Source organism: Microbulbifer variabilis, assembly GCF_052468405.1.
Genome location: NZ_CP174343.1, coordinates 4,553,060 through 4,571,645 on the forward strand (window position 1 = coordinate 4,553,060; position 18,586 = coordinate 4,571,645).

Below are 18,586 nucleotides of genomic sequence, written 5' to 3' on the forward strand. Positions count from 1 at the left end.
TGCGCAACACATGACCAGATAATGGAAGATCACGTAGACGTACTACCGGAAAAGTTGGCCAAGGGAGAGCAGCGCGAACTTCGGCGCTTTTTAAGTGAGCCAGATGATCTGTTTGCCTTTGAATATTGGCTAACTGAAATTTGTCCCTGCTCAAAGAAGGATAATTTTTCTGTTCGCCAGTATCTCAGCCGCGTGATTATGGAGCTGGATGAGCTTATTTGTGATCAGGTAAACCGGATCATTCATCACCCTCGCTTCCAACAACTCGAAGCAAGTTGGCGTGGTTTGTCCATGCTGATTTTTAATACGCCGCACTCGGACAATATTAAGATCAAATTACTGGATGCCAACTGGCGGGATTTGAGCAAAGATATGGAAAGAGCTCCGGATTTTGATCAGTCCGGTCTTTTCCACCTAATCTATAATGAGGAGTTCGGCACTCCGGGTGGTGAGCCATTTGGCCTACTACTAGGCGATTACTATATCTGCCATCGACCAATGCCGGATCACCCCTACGATGACGTATTTACACTGCAGGGGATAGCGCATACGGCAGCAGCTGCTTTTGCTCCTTTCATTTGTGCCGCCACTCCGTATCTCTTTGGTATTGATCATTTCGATGACCTTGCAAAACCAATCCAGTTTTCCGAGGTTTTTCGCCAGAAAGAGTATATTCGCTGGAATAGTTTGCGCGACCTGGAAGATAGCCGCTTTGTTGCGGTTACCCTGCCGCATGTACTAATGCGCGAGCCTTACAGTGTTGAATTTTCCCGCTATCGTGGATTGCGATTTCAGGAGCAGGTTAATGCCTCTCACAACCGACACTATTTATGGGGTAATGCCTGTTTTGCCTTAGGCGCCGTGCTGCTGCGTGAATTTAGTGAGGTGGGATGGTTTTCCCATATTCGTGGCGTAGCCCGCGATCACCTGGGTGGCGGTCTGGTAACCCAGTTGCCGAAAATACCCTATAGACCGGATAGCAATCCTTCCATGGTGCGTATGTCCACCTCGATTCTGGTTACAGATTTTGCGGAAAGGGATTTGTCTGAGCTGGGATTTGCCTGCTTGAGCCACTGTTATGATACCCCTTACAGCGCATTTAATAGTGTGCCGTCTCTACAAAAGGCTAAGCAATACACCTCGAAAGCCGCCACAGCGAATGCGCGTATCAGTTCCATGTTACAGCAGATTCTTTGTGCGTCCCGCTTTGCACACTATATCAAGGTAATGATCAGGGATAAGGTTGGTGCCTATATGAATGCCGCTGACTGTGAACGCCAGTTACAACAGTGGCTCGATCGTTATACCACTGGCCGTGACGATCTTTCGTGGGAGATGCTTGCGCGCTATCCATTGCGCGAGGCACGAGTCAGGGTGGTTGATGAGCCTGGCAAGGCAGGTAGCTATCAAAGTGTTATCCACTTGAAAAGTCATTATACCGTTGATCATTTGGTTTCTGAACTGAAGCTGACTACGGCCTTGGCGACCATAGGTGTAGGAGGCACTTAGGTTTATGGCAAAGGAAAAGCGCCTGCTGGCACCGGTTCTGGACAGACTGCTGGATTCTTCTAGCAGAATGGATATACATCAATCCCATCAGGTTCTGAGGCAATTACGTGAGGGAGTGCGACGCGATCTCGAGTACCTATTTAATACGCGCTATCGCTGTATTTCTGCTCCTGATGGACTGGATAATCTTGAGCACTCTAATATTAATTATGGTCTCCCGGATTTATCCACAGTAAATTTATCTTCATTGGGCAGCAGGAAACAGTTTTGCCGGGATATAGAAAAAACAATCCTAAATTTTGAGCCAAGAATTCGCTCGGTAAAAGTCACAACCCAGGAAAAGGTTGATGTAGAGGATCCGAGTATTCGTTTTCGAGTCGAAGCTGTATTGCATGTGAACCCGGCGGCAGAAGTGATTGTGTTTGATTCGGCCCTGAACCCTGTGACCCAACTGGTAGACGTGTCTGAGATTATGTAATGAGTGAAAAATTAATCGATCTCTATGAGCGCGAATTAGCCTTTATTCAGCAAACTTCTGCTGAATTTGCTCGGATGCATCCCGCAGCGGCCTCGCGATTACAATTGGATGCGGAAACAGTTGACGATCCTCTCGTGGGACGCTTGTTATCGGGTTTCGCTTATATGAATGCGAGGGTACAGCAGAAACTCAGCGATGATTTTCCCGAGCTGACAGATGCTATGCTGGAAACCCTTTATCCGCATTATCTAAGGCCAATTCCCTCCTGCGCTATTGTACAGTTTGAGCCGGATGCAGATCTCGATGCTATCACTCCGGTGGCAGCTGGTACTTTATTGGAAAGTGAAAGTTTTCAAGGACAGACCTGCCGCTTTACTACTAATTATCCGGTAGATATCAGTCCATTTCAGCCCGTGAGCGCTAGTCTGATGCCCAGGCCCTTTATTGCACCTGGTTGTAATGATATCCAGGGGGCAAATGCGGTTCTTAAATTGTCCTTAAAAGCTTTGAGCCCGGATTTAAGTTTTGCGGAAATGACACCGGAAAATTTGCGTTTTTTCCTGCGCGGTCAAGCTACGCACGTATATGCTCTTTACGATTTGTTGCTGACAAAGTGTGTAAAGTTGGTAGTAGCCAATGGTGAGAGTGACCCTAAACCAACATTTCTATCTCCTGATGATATCAAACAGGTAGGGCTGGACGAAGATCAGGGATTGTTGCCTTACCCCGATACAGCATTTATTGGCTATCGGCTACTGACAGAATATTTTGCTTTTCCAGAAAAATTCCTATTTCTGGATATTGCCAATTTGCAGAATGCTCTGAATGAGAGCTATGGTGATACACTAAATCTCTATTTCTATCTTTCTGAAACCCATGAAGAATTGGAAAAACAACTGGTTCCCAGTATGTTTGCCCTTGGCTGCACTCCGGTAATCAACTTATTTAGTCAGAGTGCTGATCCAATCCCCTTGAGTCACACTCAATATAATTATCATATTGTGCCCGATGCTCGCCGCAGTGATGGCTTGGAGATTTATTCCATTGACGAGGTCGCTGCGACAGATGGTGATGGAGAAACGACCAATTACCGACCATTTTATGGCATTAAGCATAGTCAGCATCATGCGGAGCAATCGGCATTCTGGTACAGCCAGCGCAGAGATGTTATTGAAGGTGAGCATCGCAATGAACAGGCTTCAGAGGTTGATATCAGCCTGGTAGATCTCGATTTTAATCCACACAGAATCAGTGACCAGACGCTGGATATCAAGCTAACTTGCTGTAATCGCAATTTGCCAAAAAAACTACCCAGTGGAAATTCGCAACCTTATCTAGAGGTGGTGGATGGAGATGTTCCAGCCAGTCGTATTTCCAGTGTGGTTGCGCCAACAGCGACATTGAGACCTCCGAGAAGAGAGCGTGGTTTCTGGCGATTAATTTCGCACCTGAATTTGAATCATCTTTCACTATCAGGTGATCAGGGTTGTGACGCCCTCAAGGAGATATTCAGGCTATATGATTTTCGCGATTCTGCCAGCACGCGCAACTTAATTGAGTCGTTGCTTAAGTTGCAAACCAAGCCTGTTACCGCACCGATACAGATCGATCAGAGTGTAGTTTTGTGCCGGGGTACTGAAGTGGAAATAGAACTCGATTCTATGATGCTTACTGGTACTAGCCCACTCTTATTTGCCAGTATTATTGAGCGCTTTTTAGGACTCTATTGCTCTATTAATTCATTTACCAAATTGATTGCCACTATGAGTGGCAGAGATGGAGACTTGAAGAGATGGCCACCTCGCGCCGGCGAAAAAGCTTTACTGTAATAGAGCGGCTGCGCCGAGAACCCTACAATTTCGACTTTTTTCAGGCTGTACGTCTGGTAGAGCGGGCAGTGTCAATGTCGGATGGCGGGTTTTGTAAAGAGCCTATTGCCGGAGCCGCACCACCATCCAAAGAATTGGTTCGTTTTAGCGCTCAATCGGGGCTTTCATTTGTTGGGTCAGACGTTCTACGCCTTGAGAAAAAACAATCCGTTGGGGCACAAGGGCAGGACGCCGATGTCAGCCAATGGCATATGGAGGTTGGGTTTACCGGTTTGATCGGTAGTCAGGGGGTTATGCCTTACTACCTGACTGAGCTTGTGCAAAAAGAGCTGAGGGAAAATAACACGGCTCTGCGTGATTTTCTCGATATGTTCAATCATCGTCATGTGTCACTGCTCTACCAAGCTTGGTACAAATATCAACTTCCAGTGAATTATGAACGGCAGCGCCTACGCACTGAGCGTGAACCTGATCTTTTCACCCAAGCTATTGCTTCCCTGGCTGGACTCGGCACGAGTGAAATGCGTTACCGGATGCCTATACCTGATGAGGCAATGTTGGGAATGGCCGGCCACCTTGGTCAGGAGCGATGCTCTGCGGCAGCTCTGACCAGTATGATCAAGCACTACTTTAATCTTATCGTGAGTATTGAGCAGTTCCAGGGGCAATGGGATGCGTTACCCAAAGATATTCTCTGTAGACTTCCGTGTGATGAGGCTCCTGATGGGGTGAATAATTGCCTTGGTACCAACACGATCCTGGGGACTCATTGCTTCCAGGCACAGAATAAATTCCGGGTGATTATAGAACCAATGGCCTATGAGCAATTTATGACAATTGCTCCTGGAACCCAGAAATTGGAAGCATTAAAAGCGTTTATTAAGTTTAGCGCAGGTATTGAAATGGATTTTGAACTTTCCGTATCACTGCCTTCCAAGCAAGTGTCACCGGTACAGTTAAATCGGAAATCTGAACATGAGCCCCTGCTGGGATGGAATACTCATATGGCCAGTGAGCAGGAAGCTGTAGATCCAGTGCAGATTACGCTAAGTGCTGAAAATTTATCACCCGATGAAGCTTTACCAGCAGCATAAGTAATATTTAACAATAATTTTTAAAAGGACCTTTACGCCGTGATTAATATTGATCTGAAGCGGTTAGTGGATACCATGACACCGCACATGCGTGACTCTCTTGAGGGGGCTGCCGGCTTGTGTTTGGCACAGAACCAGTACAATGTAGAGTTAGAGCACTGGCTACTCAAATTGTTGGACCAGTCTGATACAGACCTGTATCACCTGCTGGAAAAACATGATTGTAACCCAGCCAATTTCGCCAAACAGTTGGCAACGGCAATTGCTGGGTTCCGTTCCGGAAGCAGCCGCCCACCGGCGCTGTCTCCGACTATTGTAGAGGCAGGTAAAAATGCCTGGATGCTTGCTTCAATTGACTATGGCCATCGTGCTATCAGTTCCGGGCATTTCCTGGCGGCGCTATTATTGGAAGAAACTTCCCGCCGACAAATCCTAGAGTCTTGTCCCGAACTCAAGAATATAGCCCCGGAATCTGTCCGTGAAACAGCTAGAGCGATGTTTGGTCAGAGCGGAGAATCCAGCCATGTAGGAGCTGCGGCAGCCAGTAGTGATGGAGCTGCTGCGGTGGCCGCAGCGGCCAGCAAGGCGCCGGCGTTGGACAAGTACACTATTAACCTCACCGAAAGAGCCAAAAAGGGTGAGATCGATCCTGTACTCGGCCGAGATGAAGAGATTCGCCAGTGTATCGATATCCTAACCCGTCGCCGACAAAATAACCCAATTCTTACCGGCGAAGCCGGTGTTGGCAAAACCGCCGTCGTGGAAGGGTTTGCATTGCGCATTGCCAGTGGTGATGTACCAGAGCCATTGCGTGGTGTCGCTGTACGTACACTCGACCTCGGCCTGTTACAGGCGGGCGCCAGCGTAAAGGGCGAGTTCGAGAATCGCTTGAAATCGGTTATCGAAGAAGTACGCGCTTCAGCTACGCCAATAATTTTATTTATTGACGAAGCCCACACCATGATTGGTGCTGGTGGTAAGGAAGGACAGGGTGATGCGGCTAACTTGCTGAAGCCTGCGTTGGCCAGGGGGGAATTGCGTACTCTCGCTGCAACGACATGGGCGGAATACAAAAAATATTTCGAGCGCGACCCAGCCCTCACCAGACGCTTCCAAGTGGTAAAAGTGGAAGAGCCAGATGAAAACAATGCTATTGATATGATGCGTGGTATTGCTACTTCCCTGGAACAGCATCACAAGGTGCGTATTCTGGATGAAGCAGTTATCGCATCAGTGAAATTGTCCCATCGCTACATTCCCGGCCGCCAGCTTCCCGATAAGTCGGTAAGTCTATTAGACACCGCCTGTGCTCGGGTGGCTTTGAGTCAGTCGGCTACACCGGGGGCAATTGAAGATGCTCGGATTAATATTAATCGCACTACTACCACTCTGGCCAAGTTGGAACGTGAAAATGCGGCAATGGGTGAGCACGAAGAGCAATTGGCTGAATTGAGAGAGTTTAAGCAAGCTGAAGAGCAGCGCCAGGCCTCTCTGGAGCAGCAACTTACTCAGGAAAATGAGCTGATTGAGCAGATTCAGAAACTGCGTGATCTGATTGACGCTGAGTTTGTAAAAACTCAGGGTGGTAATAGTGAAGAGACTCCCGATGCTGCCTTGTTGGCAGACTACCAAGAACAACTTAAAGTTCTTATCTCTGATCTGGAGGCGATCCAGGGAGATACACCACTCATGCAGCCTGCGGTGGACGAGCAGGCAATAGCTGCGGTAGTTGCCAACTGGACTGGAATCCCGGTAGGCAAAATGGTGAGCGATGAAATTGTTGCAGTGAAGACACTGGCCGACCGGCTGAATAAGCGTGTCATAGGACAGCCACACGCAATTGAGGCCGTTGCCCAGGCAATCCGTACCTCCCGTGCTGGGTTGACTGATCCCCGTAAGCCTGTCGGGGTATTTATGTTCTGCGGTACCAGTGGTGTGGGTAAAACCGAAACTGCGTTGGCTTTAGCGGATGAGCTATTTGGCGGTGAGCAAAGTATTACCACAATTAATATGGCTGAGTTCAAGGAAGAGCATAAAGTTTCCATGCTTCTGGGCTCTCCACCAGGGTATGTTGGTTACGGAGAAGGTGGTGTGCTCACTGAAGCTGCACGACGTAAGCCTTATTCAGTAATCCTGCTAGATGAAATGGAAAAAGCCCATCCGGGTGTGCAGGATATTTTCTACAATTTGTTTGATAAAGGCACGATTAAGGATGGTGAAGGTCGTGATATCGACTTTAAGAACACAGTTATTATCATGACTTCAAACGCTGGTGAAGACGCTATCAGAGCTATCTTTAACCAAGTTGAGGAAAAGCCTGAACCGGATGTATTGTTGGATAATATCCGTCCTCATCTGTTACAGAAATTCAAGCCGGCTTTCCTCGGCCGGGCTAATGTAGTTGCCTACTACCCGCTGGATGATGAGGATCTGGTTGAGATTTGTAAAATCAATATGCGCAAGATTGAGAAACGAGTGCGTGAGCACTACGGAGCATCTTTCTCATATGATGAGGATGTACTTATCAATATCGTAGCACGATGTCATGAAGCTGATACTGGCGCCCGTAATATTGAGGTGATCTTAAATAAAACTCTGTTACCTGAATTGGCTAGTGAGTGCCTGGATAAGATGGCGAAAGGTGAAGAAGTTAAGGTAATTAAAGTTTCCGCGACTGAAGAAGGTGACTTTGCCTATAACGTAGAATAATCAGAAAACTAGCCCAGTAGTGGAGTCAACTGGATTGCACTACTGGGCTGGGTACCACTTAATGCCATATTGCTATAGTTACTTCTGCTAAGTCAGATTAATGAATCATTCTTCCTGCTCTCATTACTAAGTCAGAGATAGCCCGATGCATACGTAAGAACACCATGCGTATAAATGAGACCGTGATGTCAACTCCTTCCACAATAGTCATACCGATTAACTGAGCAAATCTACGTATTAGCCGCATTACCCAGAAGGAAATATCTTTACTTACTTGGTAGGCGTTATGTAGGAATATTGCCAACCTGTCTAAGATGGTAAATGTTGTACTTCCTGCGACAACCAAAGAGATTCCAGCCAAATGACCGATCTTCTTTAAGACCCAGAGTAACGCCTCTCCTGCAATCCAAGCGGTATTCATGGATAATGAGAGAATACCATCTGATTTAAGCCAGGCTTCGATACTTTTATCCAAATTACCTTTAGGCTTTCTTTGTCTAACAGTATCCCAATCTAGACTCGTTTCATTCGGTGCGACAGAGTCAATATAGGTTTCGCTGCTATGATTAGTAAGAGGACTATAGCTTGGGCTTGGTAGTTCAAAATCTCCTATTCCACCGCTCGGTACATGAACAAATGGCCAAGTAGGCACCATAGGAACAGCATCGGCTCGATGATAAACTCGGTAGATATTGTGAGGAGTTAATCGGCGTTTACAATTATTGGAGAATTGATCAAGTCCAACCCTGGGGCTCCCATAGGTGTAGAGTTTTACAGTTTTTCCTGTGTTAGAGGAGAGCCAATCTGCAGCTAGAGTCGCTAGAGCCCCACCCAGGCTATGTCCAACGCAGTGTATTGTATGTATGTTAGATGGAAGATTTTGAGAAAAATTTTCTAGCTGGGGAAAGAAACTTTCAAAAGTATAGTAGAAGCCCTGATGTACTGACCCGCCAGTATGGAATCGTTTAATACCTGCATTTAGATCTGTTAATAGGTCGTAACCGCTGGCAGTTCCTTTCAGAGCTACAAAAGCCTGCCCTTTAAAGTTATCTTTACCACATGTCGCGATGCCCATTGCGTGAGTACTTTTTATTAGAGTAAAAGCACCTGTTTTCCCTTGTATTTTATTGGGGAGGTTTTCTTTTATGTCAAAGTCATCTTTGTATAGATCAAAGAAAATCTCTTGGTCATTAGGTTTCTTGATTAAGTAAATATCTGCAGCAAGCTGAGCACTATATTGTGGTGTGAGCATTATTTTGAATCCTTTTTATGGTTAAATAAATTTGCAAGAAGTCTTTACCGCTGACTTGAACTTTCTTTCTGTTTTTGGCTCGTCAGAGAGTTCACACGATAGATTAATTGGGTCACCGTTCATTTCTGAGTTTTCACCAGGATTTCTTTTTGCATAAATCCAAATTAAATAGTTATTATTTTCATATTCTACGTTTATACTTTGTGAGGAAATAAACTCTACAGGTAGCACCTGAGTAAATGAATTTTCAAATTTTGCAGGAAGATCAACATTTCCGTCTTCATCTGAAGTAAAGAAGTCAATTTGCTCATCTTTCCAGTCAATCGTGCGAATAATTTTTGCGCCTACGGCAGGTTCACCATTTAAGGTGAGTCGGATTTTCATTTCTGAAAATGTGCATGCTTTTAGCGGGTTTAAAAATGCCATTCCGTAAGTTCCTCCTGAAATAGATAGAAGAAGTAAAATTATTAATGTGATTTTGAGGGGCAATATTTTATTGTGCATAAGGGTAAGTTTTTCATGTTAGGATTTATGGGCTGAATTTTTAGATTTATAATTTTAAAGCTGACAAGGTTTTTTCATCTTGCCTGGTTCTATTTGACGCTGCCTGTGGATGAGTGCCATGGGTGCATGCGCTAACTAAAGCGTAATTTTTAATATTATCTATGACAAGTTAGCCTTTGTTTCCTAAGAACTATTTATCCAGTTGTAGCTGCAGGGCTGTATTCTATGAAGTGCAAGAAAAGACCTGAAGCTAATATTTGCACTTCATCCTGAGTGGATAAGAATATATAAATTTATATGCAGCTAATTAGCTTTGAAGCTAATGGATATCAGGCTAAAAAATAAAGAGGCTACTTGTTTTTTGTACGTAGCCCAGTTTTTCGTTACTGTCACCAGATTATTTTAAGATAAATAATCGCTTGTTTGTCTAAACAACGGTAGGTTCTTTATTATTTGCTCAGACAATCTATTGTTTATATACAAGGCGCCATAGGTGGAATATTATTTAGCCACCGATCAGTACTGTGGGGCATCCGATTACAATCTTGCCGCCATGGCCAGTTGTATCTCCCATGCGGGCAGCAGGCTTCTTTTGCAGCAGTACGGTAGTGCTGCCCATAGCCACAGTATCTGGTGGTCCTACACAGGTACAGGCACTGCCAACCGTAGCTGAGGGCATTCCGCCGATAATGACCGTTGGAGCACCTGGGCTGAGGATCGGCCCGCCGACGTGAGGTACAGTACCTGTCACCATCGGACAGACATGCATATCAGTAATTCGTGAAGCAGGCTTGCCCATATTTAGTCCTCTATCCTGCCATTACCGCCACGAGCCAGATCCAACCCTTGATTCATGTATCTTGCGAATCTTTTGCCGGGATCCACTGGATCAGATAAAACTGCAGCGAGAGTGACACTACCAGCGACGGCGTGTGCATAAAGATGTTCTGGCGGCTCAACCACAGGCTCACCTTCCGCCGCCAGACTTCCATGGCACCAACTCGCTGCTGTAGCAGCCCAGCTCGCTGGGGTTTTGTGCTTGGTTTTATCGCCCAGGGTTTTGCACTTTAACCGAGTCTCTTCGCTGGGCTTTTTGGCCCAGCTTTCCGCAGCGACTAATGCATTTACATTGTCTTCATCAGTTTCTGGGCTTTGAATATCCCGAGCTGCGAGACAGGCCCACCAAACAGCTTCCCGTTTGGGGAGCCCATGTGCCAATAGTTTGATCGCATCGGGATAAAGACCCGCGTCAACCAGTTGGTTAATGCTGACCTCGGGCGCAGTATCGGGCACCAGGTGCTCTTCCGCTTCTTCACTCACCTCAAAATTTTTTAGCAGTTCCGCTGCGGTAAGTGCTTGTACTTTGATCAGGTCAGTCATTCTTAGTTAATCCCCATCAGTTGATCATAGTCACGCCGCCTTTCAGGGTGAGCATGCCGCCGCCTTTAACTTCAGCTGTAGCATCTCCCTTGCAGGAAAGCATTGTACCTTTGATGGTGATTCCCGCTGGGGTTAGCTTAATACTACTGCCCCCAACCTTTAATTCAATTGAAGCTTTTGAGGATATTTTGATAGCCCCCATAGCATCTGTGGTTTGCGATCCTTTGCTAATCTTGAGTGTGTGATTGCCTGAACCAATCGTGACAGTCTGGTTTCCTTTATCCACATTCAATTTTTGGTCACCTTTGGCAATGGTGACTACTTCGCTACCATCAGTTACGGTAATGCTACGATCCTGTTTAACTTCCAGAGTTTGCTTGTTTTCTATTTTGCCAGTTTGGTCATTATGGATAACAAAGTTGTGATCCTTACCGGCTTCCATATAGATTTCTTCGTTGCCACCTTTGTCATCAAAGCGCAACTCGTTAAAGGTGCTGCCCTCATACTCGGTTTTCCAGCCACTTTGGGTGGCGGTGTAATTGGGGCCTGGATTATCGCCGTTATATACTGCACCGGTAATCAATGGTCTATCCGGGTCGCCATTAATGTAGGTAACAACCACTTCCTGGTTTACCCTGGGTACAAAGTTTGCCCCCCAGTTTTTTCCGGCAAAAGACTGCATCACTCTGACCCAGCAACTATTTTGTTGTGAGTTCCAGGGGAACTTCACTTTCAGTTGGGTGTAGGGGTCCTGAGAACTGTCGGATGCGGTTGCTTTTACTTCCAATACACGTGCCACTTGTGGTGAGTGTATTTTCTTTGCAGAAACATTCGGCTGTGGGCGTGGCATTACCGCAGAAGGAATACAGCTGAAGGTATTGTGGAAGTGGGTTTCGTTACTGTTACCGTCTGCAGCTGAAACATGCACAGACGTAATAAGATACTTCCCCTTTTCTGACGACAACGTGTGATCAAAATTAAAACGTCCGCCGGCAGTAAAGGAGGGGCAGTCACTACGTCCATGGCTGACATCAAATAGCGCTTCCTGTGCTTCCATAGCACGTTCTGCCAGTGCTTTATGGTAGCTATCAGTAAATTTGTGCTTGTGTTCACCATCAGCCTGGAAGTGGTTCAGGCCATATAAGCCGCGCATGTAGTTAGAAACATCATTCAGCTTACTGGTGGTTTTAACTTGCTGCTTATTGTCTTTGGTAGCAGTAAATTCACTGTAATCTTTGAGCTCAAAACCGCCGCCATGGTAGTTGAAGTTTCTTCTCCAGCTACTCACTGTGTTTTTTGTGGGATGGCTACCGCCTCCGTCATACTCAATTTTTTCACTTTCACAGTCGTAAAAATCTTGAGGATCATCGCAGAGTACAAGCTCATGCTGCCCTTCAGAGTGCTTGAAGTAGTAGGAAATACCCTCTTCAGCCATTAAGCGATTGATAAATTCAAAGTCGCTTTCATCAAACTGTACACAGTATTCACGGGTGATGTATTCGGCATTTAGCTTTAAGGTCAGTTTGATAACCTTGCTGTATTCACCGAGAACTTCTTCAAGAATTTGCTTGGCGGACTTCTTTTCGAAAACTCTGTTGGAGCCTCCGAGGCTCGTGAACCACAGGCCAGGTTGAAGAATTGCGCTATAACTACGCACGCCTTCGGCGTTTACATCGTGAAGGGAGAACTGGGTAACATAGCCGTTAATATGGCGTGGTGTCTCAGAGTGGTGAATCGAAACAGTTACTGGTTTGCCGACAAGATCTTTTTGCTCAATAGCGTGATCATCAGAAAGAAGTTGTACTTCATAGCGGAATAGCTTGGAGACATGCTCCTCGCCTTGTAAGGTCGTTGCGATCAAAGCATCCGAGCCGACTGGGCTGTCGACCGTAATCATTCTTTTATCTTGATTGAGTGTAGCCATGGGCAGCCCCAACTATCCCTACGGTGCCAAATAAGAAATGAGATTTTAGAAATCTGCAGTTCTTTAGGTCAGTGCTCGTATAAGCACTCAGCTAAAGAACTGGAGGGCGGTAGCCCGCAGGTACTCTGCAGGCCACCGTTCAACCCGAAAAGAGTCGAACCAATTACAGCGGAGTCGCTGTGGTGAGGTCGTATCCAACCTTCATGTTCTTCGGGTTCTTGTTAGTCTTATCAGCGTGGTCGAGTTCGGCTTCGATTTTGGCAAAGCTCAGAGATACGGACTCCTGAGGAGCACCGCCGGCAGAAGCACCAATGCTGTAAGAGGAGATGATTACGTCAGTCAGCTTGTAAACAGCGTACTTTTCTACAGAGTTGGCGCCGGTCTGTACAACATGAATCTCTACGGGCACACCTTCGTCGCCAGTGACAGAAGACTTGAACAAACCACCGGAAGAAGCGTCAATACGCTTGGTGAAAGTGACTTCGCTCAGGCTGGGGCGAGAGGCTTCACGGTTGGAGGTAGCACCGGCTTCCATGGTGATACCGCGGCCAACACCAAAGTTGAAGCTGTCAACTTCGATCCAGTCTTCGTAACCTTTGGCGGTGACGTTGCCTTTGGTGGCTTTGTTATTGAAGTTCATGTAGATAGCCATGGGGATTCCCTCTTGGTTGGCTTTTGATGTTGGTGGTTAATCCTTTACCACGGCGATGAGTCAGTAGCTCAGGTAACGTCGCAGTGGCAACTGGGGTGATTTAAACAGAGAGAAAAGCAAAAAAAAACCATAATTTTTCGTTATTTAATCGACTCTGGCACCAATTATCCGAAGCCCTTTTACTGTTGTTGGGTATATGCCCGCTGAGCGTATTCGACTCTGACACCAATTAAATATACAGAGAATTACGGTTTAATTTTCCGTCCCGCCAAAATTTGGAAGAAATATGAAAATATTAAGAATTGTTAGCTTCCTTACACCAATTAAAATTATTTCAATTATCGGGGTTGTTTAAAAAACATGCATGTAAGCCTATGTAATTGGTTGTATTCATTGGCAAGCATTCCGGTTAGCTGCACCACTACTGGGATAGTGTACTTATGACGCCTGTAGGCAAATTATTTTGAATATACCTTGATTGTTGCTCCTTAACCTGTTCGATATACTTTGCCACTTTAAATTACCTTAATTGATAAGCCCGTAACATTTTTGTTATGCATTTGGATATTTGGTAATACTTTCCCAAGGAGGCGGAATTGAACGATAAGACACGTATTGTTCGGCCGAGTGGCTCTCCGCCCGGCCCGGAGCAAGCTGCAGGTGGGTTAACGGAAGATGGTGATGTCACTGTCATTGTGCGCCAGGATGCTACCGGTTCAAATGACCATCCGCCAGTTCGTGGAGCCCAAGCGATAATTCCCAATGCTGCTGCAGATTTTGGGACTGATGCTACCGTCTTTAGTCCGGCCCCGCACAAAGCTTCTGTTCAGCAAGAAGTCGGCACTAAGTTAGAAGGTGGAATACCGGCTAATCCCATCGATACTCCTGACTCTTTCGAACCCTTACCCTCAGGTGCTGTTACAAAGACCGTGATTAAAGGGCGTTTTGAGCTTGACAAACTCTTGGGTGTTGGCGGTATGGGGGCAGTTTATAAAGCTCTCGACCGCCGAAAATTAGAAGCTAACGACAGCGAACCCTATGTCGCTATTAAGCTGTTAAACGATGATTTTCAGAAGCACCCTGATGCCTTTATTTCCCTGCAACGTGAGGCGCGTAAGTCTCAAACTCTAGCCCATCCTAACATCGTAACGGTTTATGATTTTGACCGTGATGGTGACCGCGTCTTTATGACGATGGAATTCCTGGAAGGGGCACCCTTGGATAAGCTTCTGCGAGATCATGCAGATGTGGGGCTTGAACCAGAAAAAGCGCGATCCGTATTTACGGATATTTGTCAGGCACTGATCTATGCGCATTCACATAAAATCGTCCACTCCGACTTTAAACCGGGCAATATTTTCGTCACCAGTAAGAAAGGCGCAAAGGTTTTTGACTTTGGTATTGCGCGAGCAGTATCGGAAGGAGGAATTGCGAATAAAACTGGTGAGACCACTGTATTTGATGCTGGCAGTCTTGGGGCACTGACGCCCGCTTATGCGAGCTATGAGATGTTGAAAGGGGGAGAGCCAGCCCCCTCTGATGATGTTTATGCACTGGGCTGTGTGGCCTATGAATTGTTTTGTGGTCGCCATCCCTATGACAAAACGCCTGCGGATAAGGCTTTTGAGCAGAAGTTACGTCCAAAGCGCATCAAGGGGCTGAACCGCAGAGAATGGCGTGCCCTTGAGTCTGCCTTGGAGCTGAAGCGGGAAAATCGTACCGATACCGTCGAAAAGTTTGTGCAGGCATTCTTTATTAGTAATACCTGGAAATGGGTTCTGGGTAGTGCCTTTGCCATGATGCTTATTGGCGCTGGATTTGGTTATAACCACTTGGAGCAGCAGAATACCGCCGAACAAGAGAGGGTAAAAATAGAGCTTGAACGAAAATTGCAGCAGGAGCTGTTAGAGCGCCGAATCAGTGATAAGAAAGAAGCGATTAGCCGGCTGATTAACTTGAGTATCTTAACTCCCGCCTGGGAGAACGACCTCCGTCTGGAGCTGAAGGAATACTCAGAGCTGAACCCTGGTGATGATGACTTTCTGGATGCCTCACGGCGTGAGATATCTGAGCTGTTCTTAGCTGCCGCAACTGGTCAGCTTAACTTGGGTAACCTGGACCAAGCCGACCTAATGCTTCGAAGTGCTGCTAACTGGTATGGGGTATCCAGCCGGGCAGTGGCGATTAAATCCCAGTTGGCGACTGATAGGGAGAATTTACAGGCACGTCTTGAAGCTGAGCGTTTGGAGGCTGAGCGAGAAGCGGAGCGCCTGCGCTTACAAGAAGAGCGGGCCGAGCGTCGTCGTCTGGCTACAATCAAGCAGAAACAGGTAGATGCGATTCTCAATGAGATGGAAGCGGTTCTGACTTGCAGCTTTGATATGAATGTGGGGGCTATTGGGGCGCAACTTTCCCAGCTCGCGAAAGTGGACAATATCAAGGCCCAGCAGATTCGTCCGGTTATCGGTGAAGAACTCAGTACCTGTGCTTCCAATCTGGGTGCAAAAGACCCGACCCAAACAGAGGCTCTGGTGGATGAGTTTAGGGCGCTTCTCCCCAGCTATCAGCCTCTGAAAGAGCTCAAGCTGGACTTCTGTGGGCACCTGGTACCAGGAAGTGGCGGTAGAGGAGATCGCTACAGTTGTCGTGATCGTCTTGCAGATGGTAGCAAAGGCCCGGCGATGGTCGTTATCAAAGGTGTAAGTGGCAGGCCTCTTGCTGTTGGTAAATATGAAATAAGTAATCTTGATTTGAAGCAATTCTGCAGTATCACTAAGCAGTGTAATTCGCTGGAATTCGGTGCCGACAATATGCCAGCTAATAACGTGTTATTAACTAGTGCAGAGGCATACCTAAGTTGGTTAAGCGACGAAACTGGTTATAGTTACCGTCTACCCACCGAGCAGGAATGGTTTGCCGCAGCCAGTGCGAATGGTCAGGAAGAGCTGGCTGATCGAAATTGCCACCTTAAATATGGTGGTATCGAGAAGGGAGCTGAATTTGTCCCAGCGCAATCCGGCTCTTCTAATAGGTTTGGCTTGGTGAATTCAGTCGGCAATGTGCAGGAGTGGGCACGTGGCACCGATGGTGAGTTGCTGGCCTTAGGGGGTAATCGCTTGGACCCCATGAGTCGCTGCCTGGCTACAACAAAGCGGCTCCATAATGGTCAGGCAGATGAATTTACAGGGTTTCGCATCGTTAGGGATGTTAACTAAATAATTGTAATTCGGCCTTTCCCAATTAGAAGTTCAGGGGGGCAAATAAATAAGAATTTTATTTGGGGGAGTTATGTTCTGGCTCAAACAAAGCAAACTGGCACTCTTTATTAGTGCCGGTTTTATGCTACTGCAAATGCCTGCTAAAGCTCAGGAGGAGGACTCCAGCTTTCGAAGTCGTGTAAGGCAGGCATTCGATCAAAATACACCAACTGTTAGCGAAGTAGATGTAACAAAAGACTATCTCCAGCGGACTTTTGAGGCGGAGGACCCAAACCTTAATACTGAAATCCCCGAAATTTCCCAGCGTAATCAAGGGCCACGTATTACTGTCAAAGAGTTTCGGTTTCACAGGTTAGAAGAGTATCCAGAATTTGGTATTGAGCGCACCACCATCGAGAAGATGGCTGAGGATTTGCGCATTAAATATATGAAGGAAGATAAGATTCTTGCCAGTGGATATACCGTAGAAAATTTGGAAGAGCTGGCTATCTTACTGGGGAACATGAATGCCCAATTTAATCCGGGAGGCCTTGGCCCTGCAGAATTAAAAAAGCTGGTCAGTGTTATAGAGAAGCAAAATAAGGAACGTGGACTAAGTTATGGGGACCTGGAAGATATAGCTGCAGAACTTACTAACTTTTATCGCCGTCAAGGTTTGTTCCTTGCTCAAGTACAAATACCTGCGCAAGACGTTGAAAATGGTGTAGTTACTCTCACTGTTCAGGAGGGGCTGCTGGGACAGGTTGTTGCTGAAGATAATGAGCGTTACGCCCTGGATCAACTTGCAGAGCCTTTCGAAGGCCAAAGAGGGGAATTGGTGAACCATGAAAGTATTGAGGAGGGGTTATACCTTCTCAATGATCTACCGGGCCTAAATGTTACTGGGTATTTTAGCGCTGGTGATAATCCTGGAGAAACCAAACTTAATTTGAAAGCGCGTGAAACAAGCTCTTATAAGGCTTCTTTAAGGTTGGATAATCATGGTTCTCTTTATACAGGTAATGAAAGAGCCTATGCCACGGTTGATTGGCTGAATCCACTGGGTATAGGAGATGCGTTAACGGTAAGCTATTTAAAATCTGCTCTTGAAACGGATGAAAAGCTTGGTTCTGATTTGGGTCAAATTAGATATAGTTTCCCTGTATTTTCTCCTCGTACCAGACTAGAGATTTCGGCAGATCATAATGAGTTTAATCTCTACGATGAAGAAAATAAGGAAAATGTCATCAATGCACTCAATATATCCGGTGTCAATAAAAGTTATGCCGTTTCTCTAGATCATAAATTCCGTCGCTCTCGGGATTTCAATTTGACAGGCTCTTTCGGAATAACAGAGAAGGAATCTGAGCTTGAGGGGGCGATTGCTTTTACAAACGATCATGTTTATGGCGGTGAGGTTGGTGTTTATTTGGATAGTCTCTCTAATGGCCTTTTTTCCATGTTGAATATAATGAATGTGAATCTTCAATATGGTGAGCATCAGAATGATGTTGAAGCTGGCAGAGGGGATGATTTTAATAAAGTGGCGATCAATACCAGCTCTTTGCTTTTTCTTCCTATGCCTTTTATAGATGAGCAATCAAGACTTATCCTGAAAGGACGAGCACAATATAGCGAAAGCAACTTACCCGGGTTTGAACAGATGTCATTGGGTGGGGCTAATGGTGTACGAGCATTTGCAGTGAGGGATTTTTCCGCTGATAAAGGAGCGGTCTTATCTGCAGAGTGGTACGTGAATTTTCCTGAAGCGATCAATCCGGTTCTTTTCGGGCAGCGCTTAAACGACATTGTACAGGTTGCCCTTATAGCAGATGTTGGTTATGGCTTTGTTAATAACTACGAAGAAACACTTGATGATGATTGGGCCAGGTTCTCTGGGGCGGGTGTACTCTTCAAGTTCAGTTGGGATGATCGGTTCTCAAGCAAAGTTTCTATGGCTTGGCCAATTATGTCGAGTACCTCGATAACAAATATTGCTGTTGGTGAAGATGAGCCAACGGTTTATGCTGATTTTTCAATTTTTTATAACTAATTATT

At 46.1% G+C, this 18,586-nt stretch carries 13 protein-coding genes; 7 read left to right on the plus strand and 6 right to left on the minus strand.

What is annotated here, in order from left to right; translation table 11 throughout:
- Positions 1-21: 21 nt before the first annotated feature.
- Genes tssC through tssH form a run of 5 tightly spaced genes read left to right on the plus strand, consistent with a single transcriptional unit; the run spans position 22 to position 7,619 of the window.
- Complete coding sequence (gene tssC / locus ACJJJB_RS20590; RefSeq protein ID WP_445365408.1) at positions 22-1,509, plus strand: type VI secretion system contractile sheath large subunit; 1,488 nt, start codon at positions 22-24, stop codon at positions 1,507-1,509.
- A 4-nt stretch (positions 1,510-1,513) separates the two neighbouring features.
- Positions 1,514-1,987: a type VI secretion system baseplate subunit TssE gene (gene tssE, locus ACJJJB_RS20595; RefSeq protein WP_020413598.1), complete on the plus strand. Its 474-nt coding sequence runs from the start codon at positions 1,514-1,516 to the stop codon at positions 1,985-1,987.
- Positions 1,987-3,816, plus strand: a complete 1,830-nt coding sequence (gene tssF, locus ACJJJB_RS20600; RefSeq protein WP_020413597.1) for a type VI secretion system baseplate subunit TssF — start codon at positions 1,987-1,989, stop codon at positions 3,814-3,816. Before tssE ends, tssF begins: the two co-directional genes overlap by 1 nt.
- Entirely contained in the window at positions 3,780-4,910 is a 1,131-nt protein-coding gene (tssG, locus tag ACJJJB_RS20605; protein WP_020413596.1) for a type VI secretion system baseplate subunit TssG, read from the plus strand. Before tssF ends, tssG begins: the two co-directional genes overlap by 37 nt.
- 39 nt (positions 4,911-4,949) lie before the next feature.
- Positions 4,950-7,619, plus strand: coding sequence for a type VI secretion system ATPase TssH (gene tssH, locus ACJJJB_RS20610; protein WP_020413595.1), 2,670 nt, complete (start codon positions 4,950-4,952; stop codon positions 7,617-7,619).
- 97 nt (positions 7,620-7,716) lie between these two features.
- On the opposite strand, the gene ACJJJB_RS20615 is transcribed toward tssH, so the two are convergent.
- The 6 genes from ACJJJB_RS20615 to ACJJJB_RS20640 form a co-directional block, all read right to left on the minus strand.
- On the minus strand, positions 7,717-8,871 hold the full coding sequence (locus ACJJJB_RS20615; protein WP_020413594.1) for a lipase family protein: 1,155 nt from the start codon (positions 8,869-8,871) through the stop codon (positions 7,717-7,719).
- A 21-nt stretch (positions 8,872-8,892) separates the two neighbouring features.
- Entirely contained in the window at positions 8,893-9,297 is a 405-nt protein-coding gene (locus ACJJJB_RS20620; RefSeq protein WP_020413593.1) for a DUF6795 domain-containing protein, read from the minus strand.
- 583 nt (positions 9,298-9,880) lie between these two features.
- Positions 9,881-10,174: a PAAR domain-containing contractile injection system baseplate protein gene (locus ACJJJB_RS20625; protein WP_020413592.1), complete on the minus strand. Its 294-nt coding sequence runs from the start codon at positions 10,172-10,174 to the stop codon at positions 9,881-9,883.
- Positions 10,175-10,176: 2 nt separating this feature from the next.
- Complete coding sequence (locus ACJJJB_RS20630) at positions 10,177-10,755, minus strand: DUF6931 family protein (RefSeq protein ID WP_020413591.1); 579 nt, start codon at positions 10,753-10,755, stop codon at positions 10,177-10,179.
- 16 nt (positions 10,756-10,771) lie between these two features.
- A complete protein-coding gene (locus tag ACJJJB_RS20635; protein WP_282951857.1) occupies positions 10,772-12,679 on the minus strand; it encodes a type VI secretion system Vgr family protein in 1,908 nt (635 codons plus the stop codon).
- Between the two features lie 163 nt (positions 12,680-12,842).
- Complete coding sequence (locus ACJJJB_RS20640; RefSeq protein ID WP_020413589.1) at positions 12,843-13,331, minus strand: Hcp family type VI secretion system effector; 489 nt, start codon at positions 13,329-13,331, stop codon at positions 12,843-12,845.
- Positions 13,332-13,927: 596 nt separating this feature from the next.
- Here ACJJJB_RS20640 and ACJJJB_RS20645 point away from each other — a divergent pair.
- Together ACJJJB_RS20645 and ACJJJB_RS20650 are read left to right on the plus strand one after the other, a co-directional pair.
- On the plus strand, positions 13,928-16,546 hold the full coding sequence (locus tag ACJJJB_RS20645) for a bifunctional serine/threonine-protein kinase/formylglycine-generating enzyme family protein (RefSeq protein WP_445365409.1): 2,619 nt from the start codon (positions 13,928-13,930) through the stop codon (positions 16,544-16,546).
- A gap of 73 nt (positions 16,547-16,619) precedes the next feature.
- Positions 16,620-18,581, plus strand: a complete 1,962-nt coding sequence (locus ACJJJB_RS20650; RefSeq protein WP_282951855.1) for a ShlB/FhaC/HecB family hemolysin secretion/activation protein — start codon at positions 16,620-16,622, stop codon at positions 18,579-18,581.
- The last annotated feature ends 5 nt before the right edge of the window (positions 18,582-18,586 follow it).

Coding starts and splice junctions, on each gene's coding strand:
- ACJJJB_RS20620 (WP_020413593.1), bottom strand. CDS start 9,297: ATGGCATTTTTAAACCCGCTAAAAGCATGCACATTTTCAGAAATGAAA.
- tssE (WP_020413598.1), top strand. CDS start 1,514: ATGGCAAAGGAAAAGCGCCTGCTGGCACCGGTTCTGGACAGACTGCTG.
- tssC (WP_445365408.1), top strand. CDS start 22: ATGGAAGATCACGTAGACGTACTACCGGAAAAGTTGGCCAAGGGAGAG.
- tssF (WP_020413597.1), top strand. CDS start 1,987: ATGAGTGAAAAATTAATCGATCTCTATGAGCGCGAATTAGCCTTTATT.
- ACJJJB_RS20625 (WP_020413592.1), bottom strand. CDS start 10,174: ATGGGCAAGCCTGCTTCACGAATTACTGATATGCATGTCTGTCCGATG.
- ACJJJB_RS20630 (WP_020413591.1), bottom strand. CDS start 10,755: ATGACTGACCTGATCAAAGTACAAGCACTTACCGCAGCGGAACTGCTA.
- ACJJJB_RS20635 (WP_282951857.1), bottom strand. CDS start 12,679: ATGGCTACACTCAATCAAGATAAAAGAATGATTACGGTCGACAGCCCA.
- ACJJJB_RS20615 (WP_020413594.1), bottom strand. CDS start 8,871: ATGCTCACACCACAATATAGTGCTCAGCTTGCTGCAGATATTTACTTA.
- ACJJJB_RS20650 (WP_282951855.1), top strand. CDS start 16,620: ATGTTCTGGCTCAAACAAAGCAAACTGGCACTCTTTATTAGTGCCGGT.
- ACJJJB_RS20640 (WP_020413589.1), bottom strand. CDS start 13,331: ATGGCTATCTACATGAACTTCAATAACAAAGCCACCAAAGGCAACGTC.
- tssG (WP_020413596.1), top strand. CDS start 3,780: ATGGCCACCTCGCGCCGGCGAAAAAGCTTTACTGTAATAGAGCGGCTG.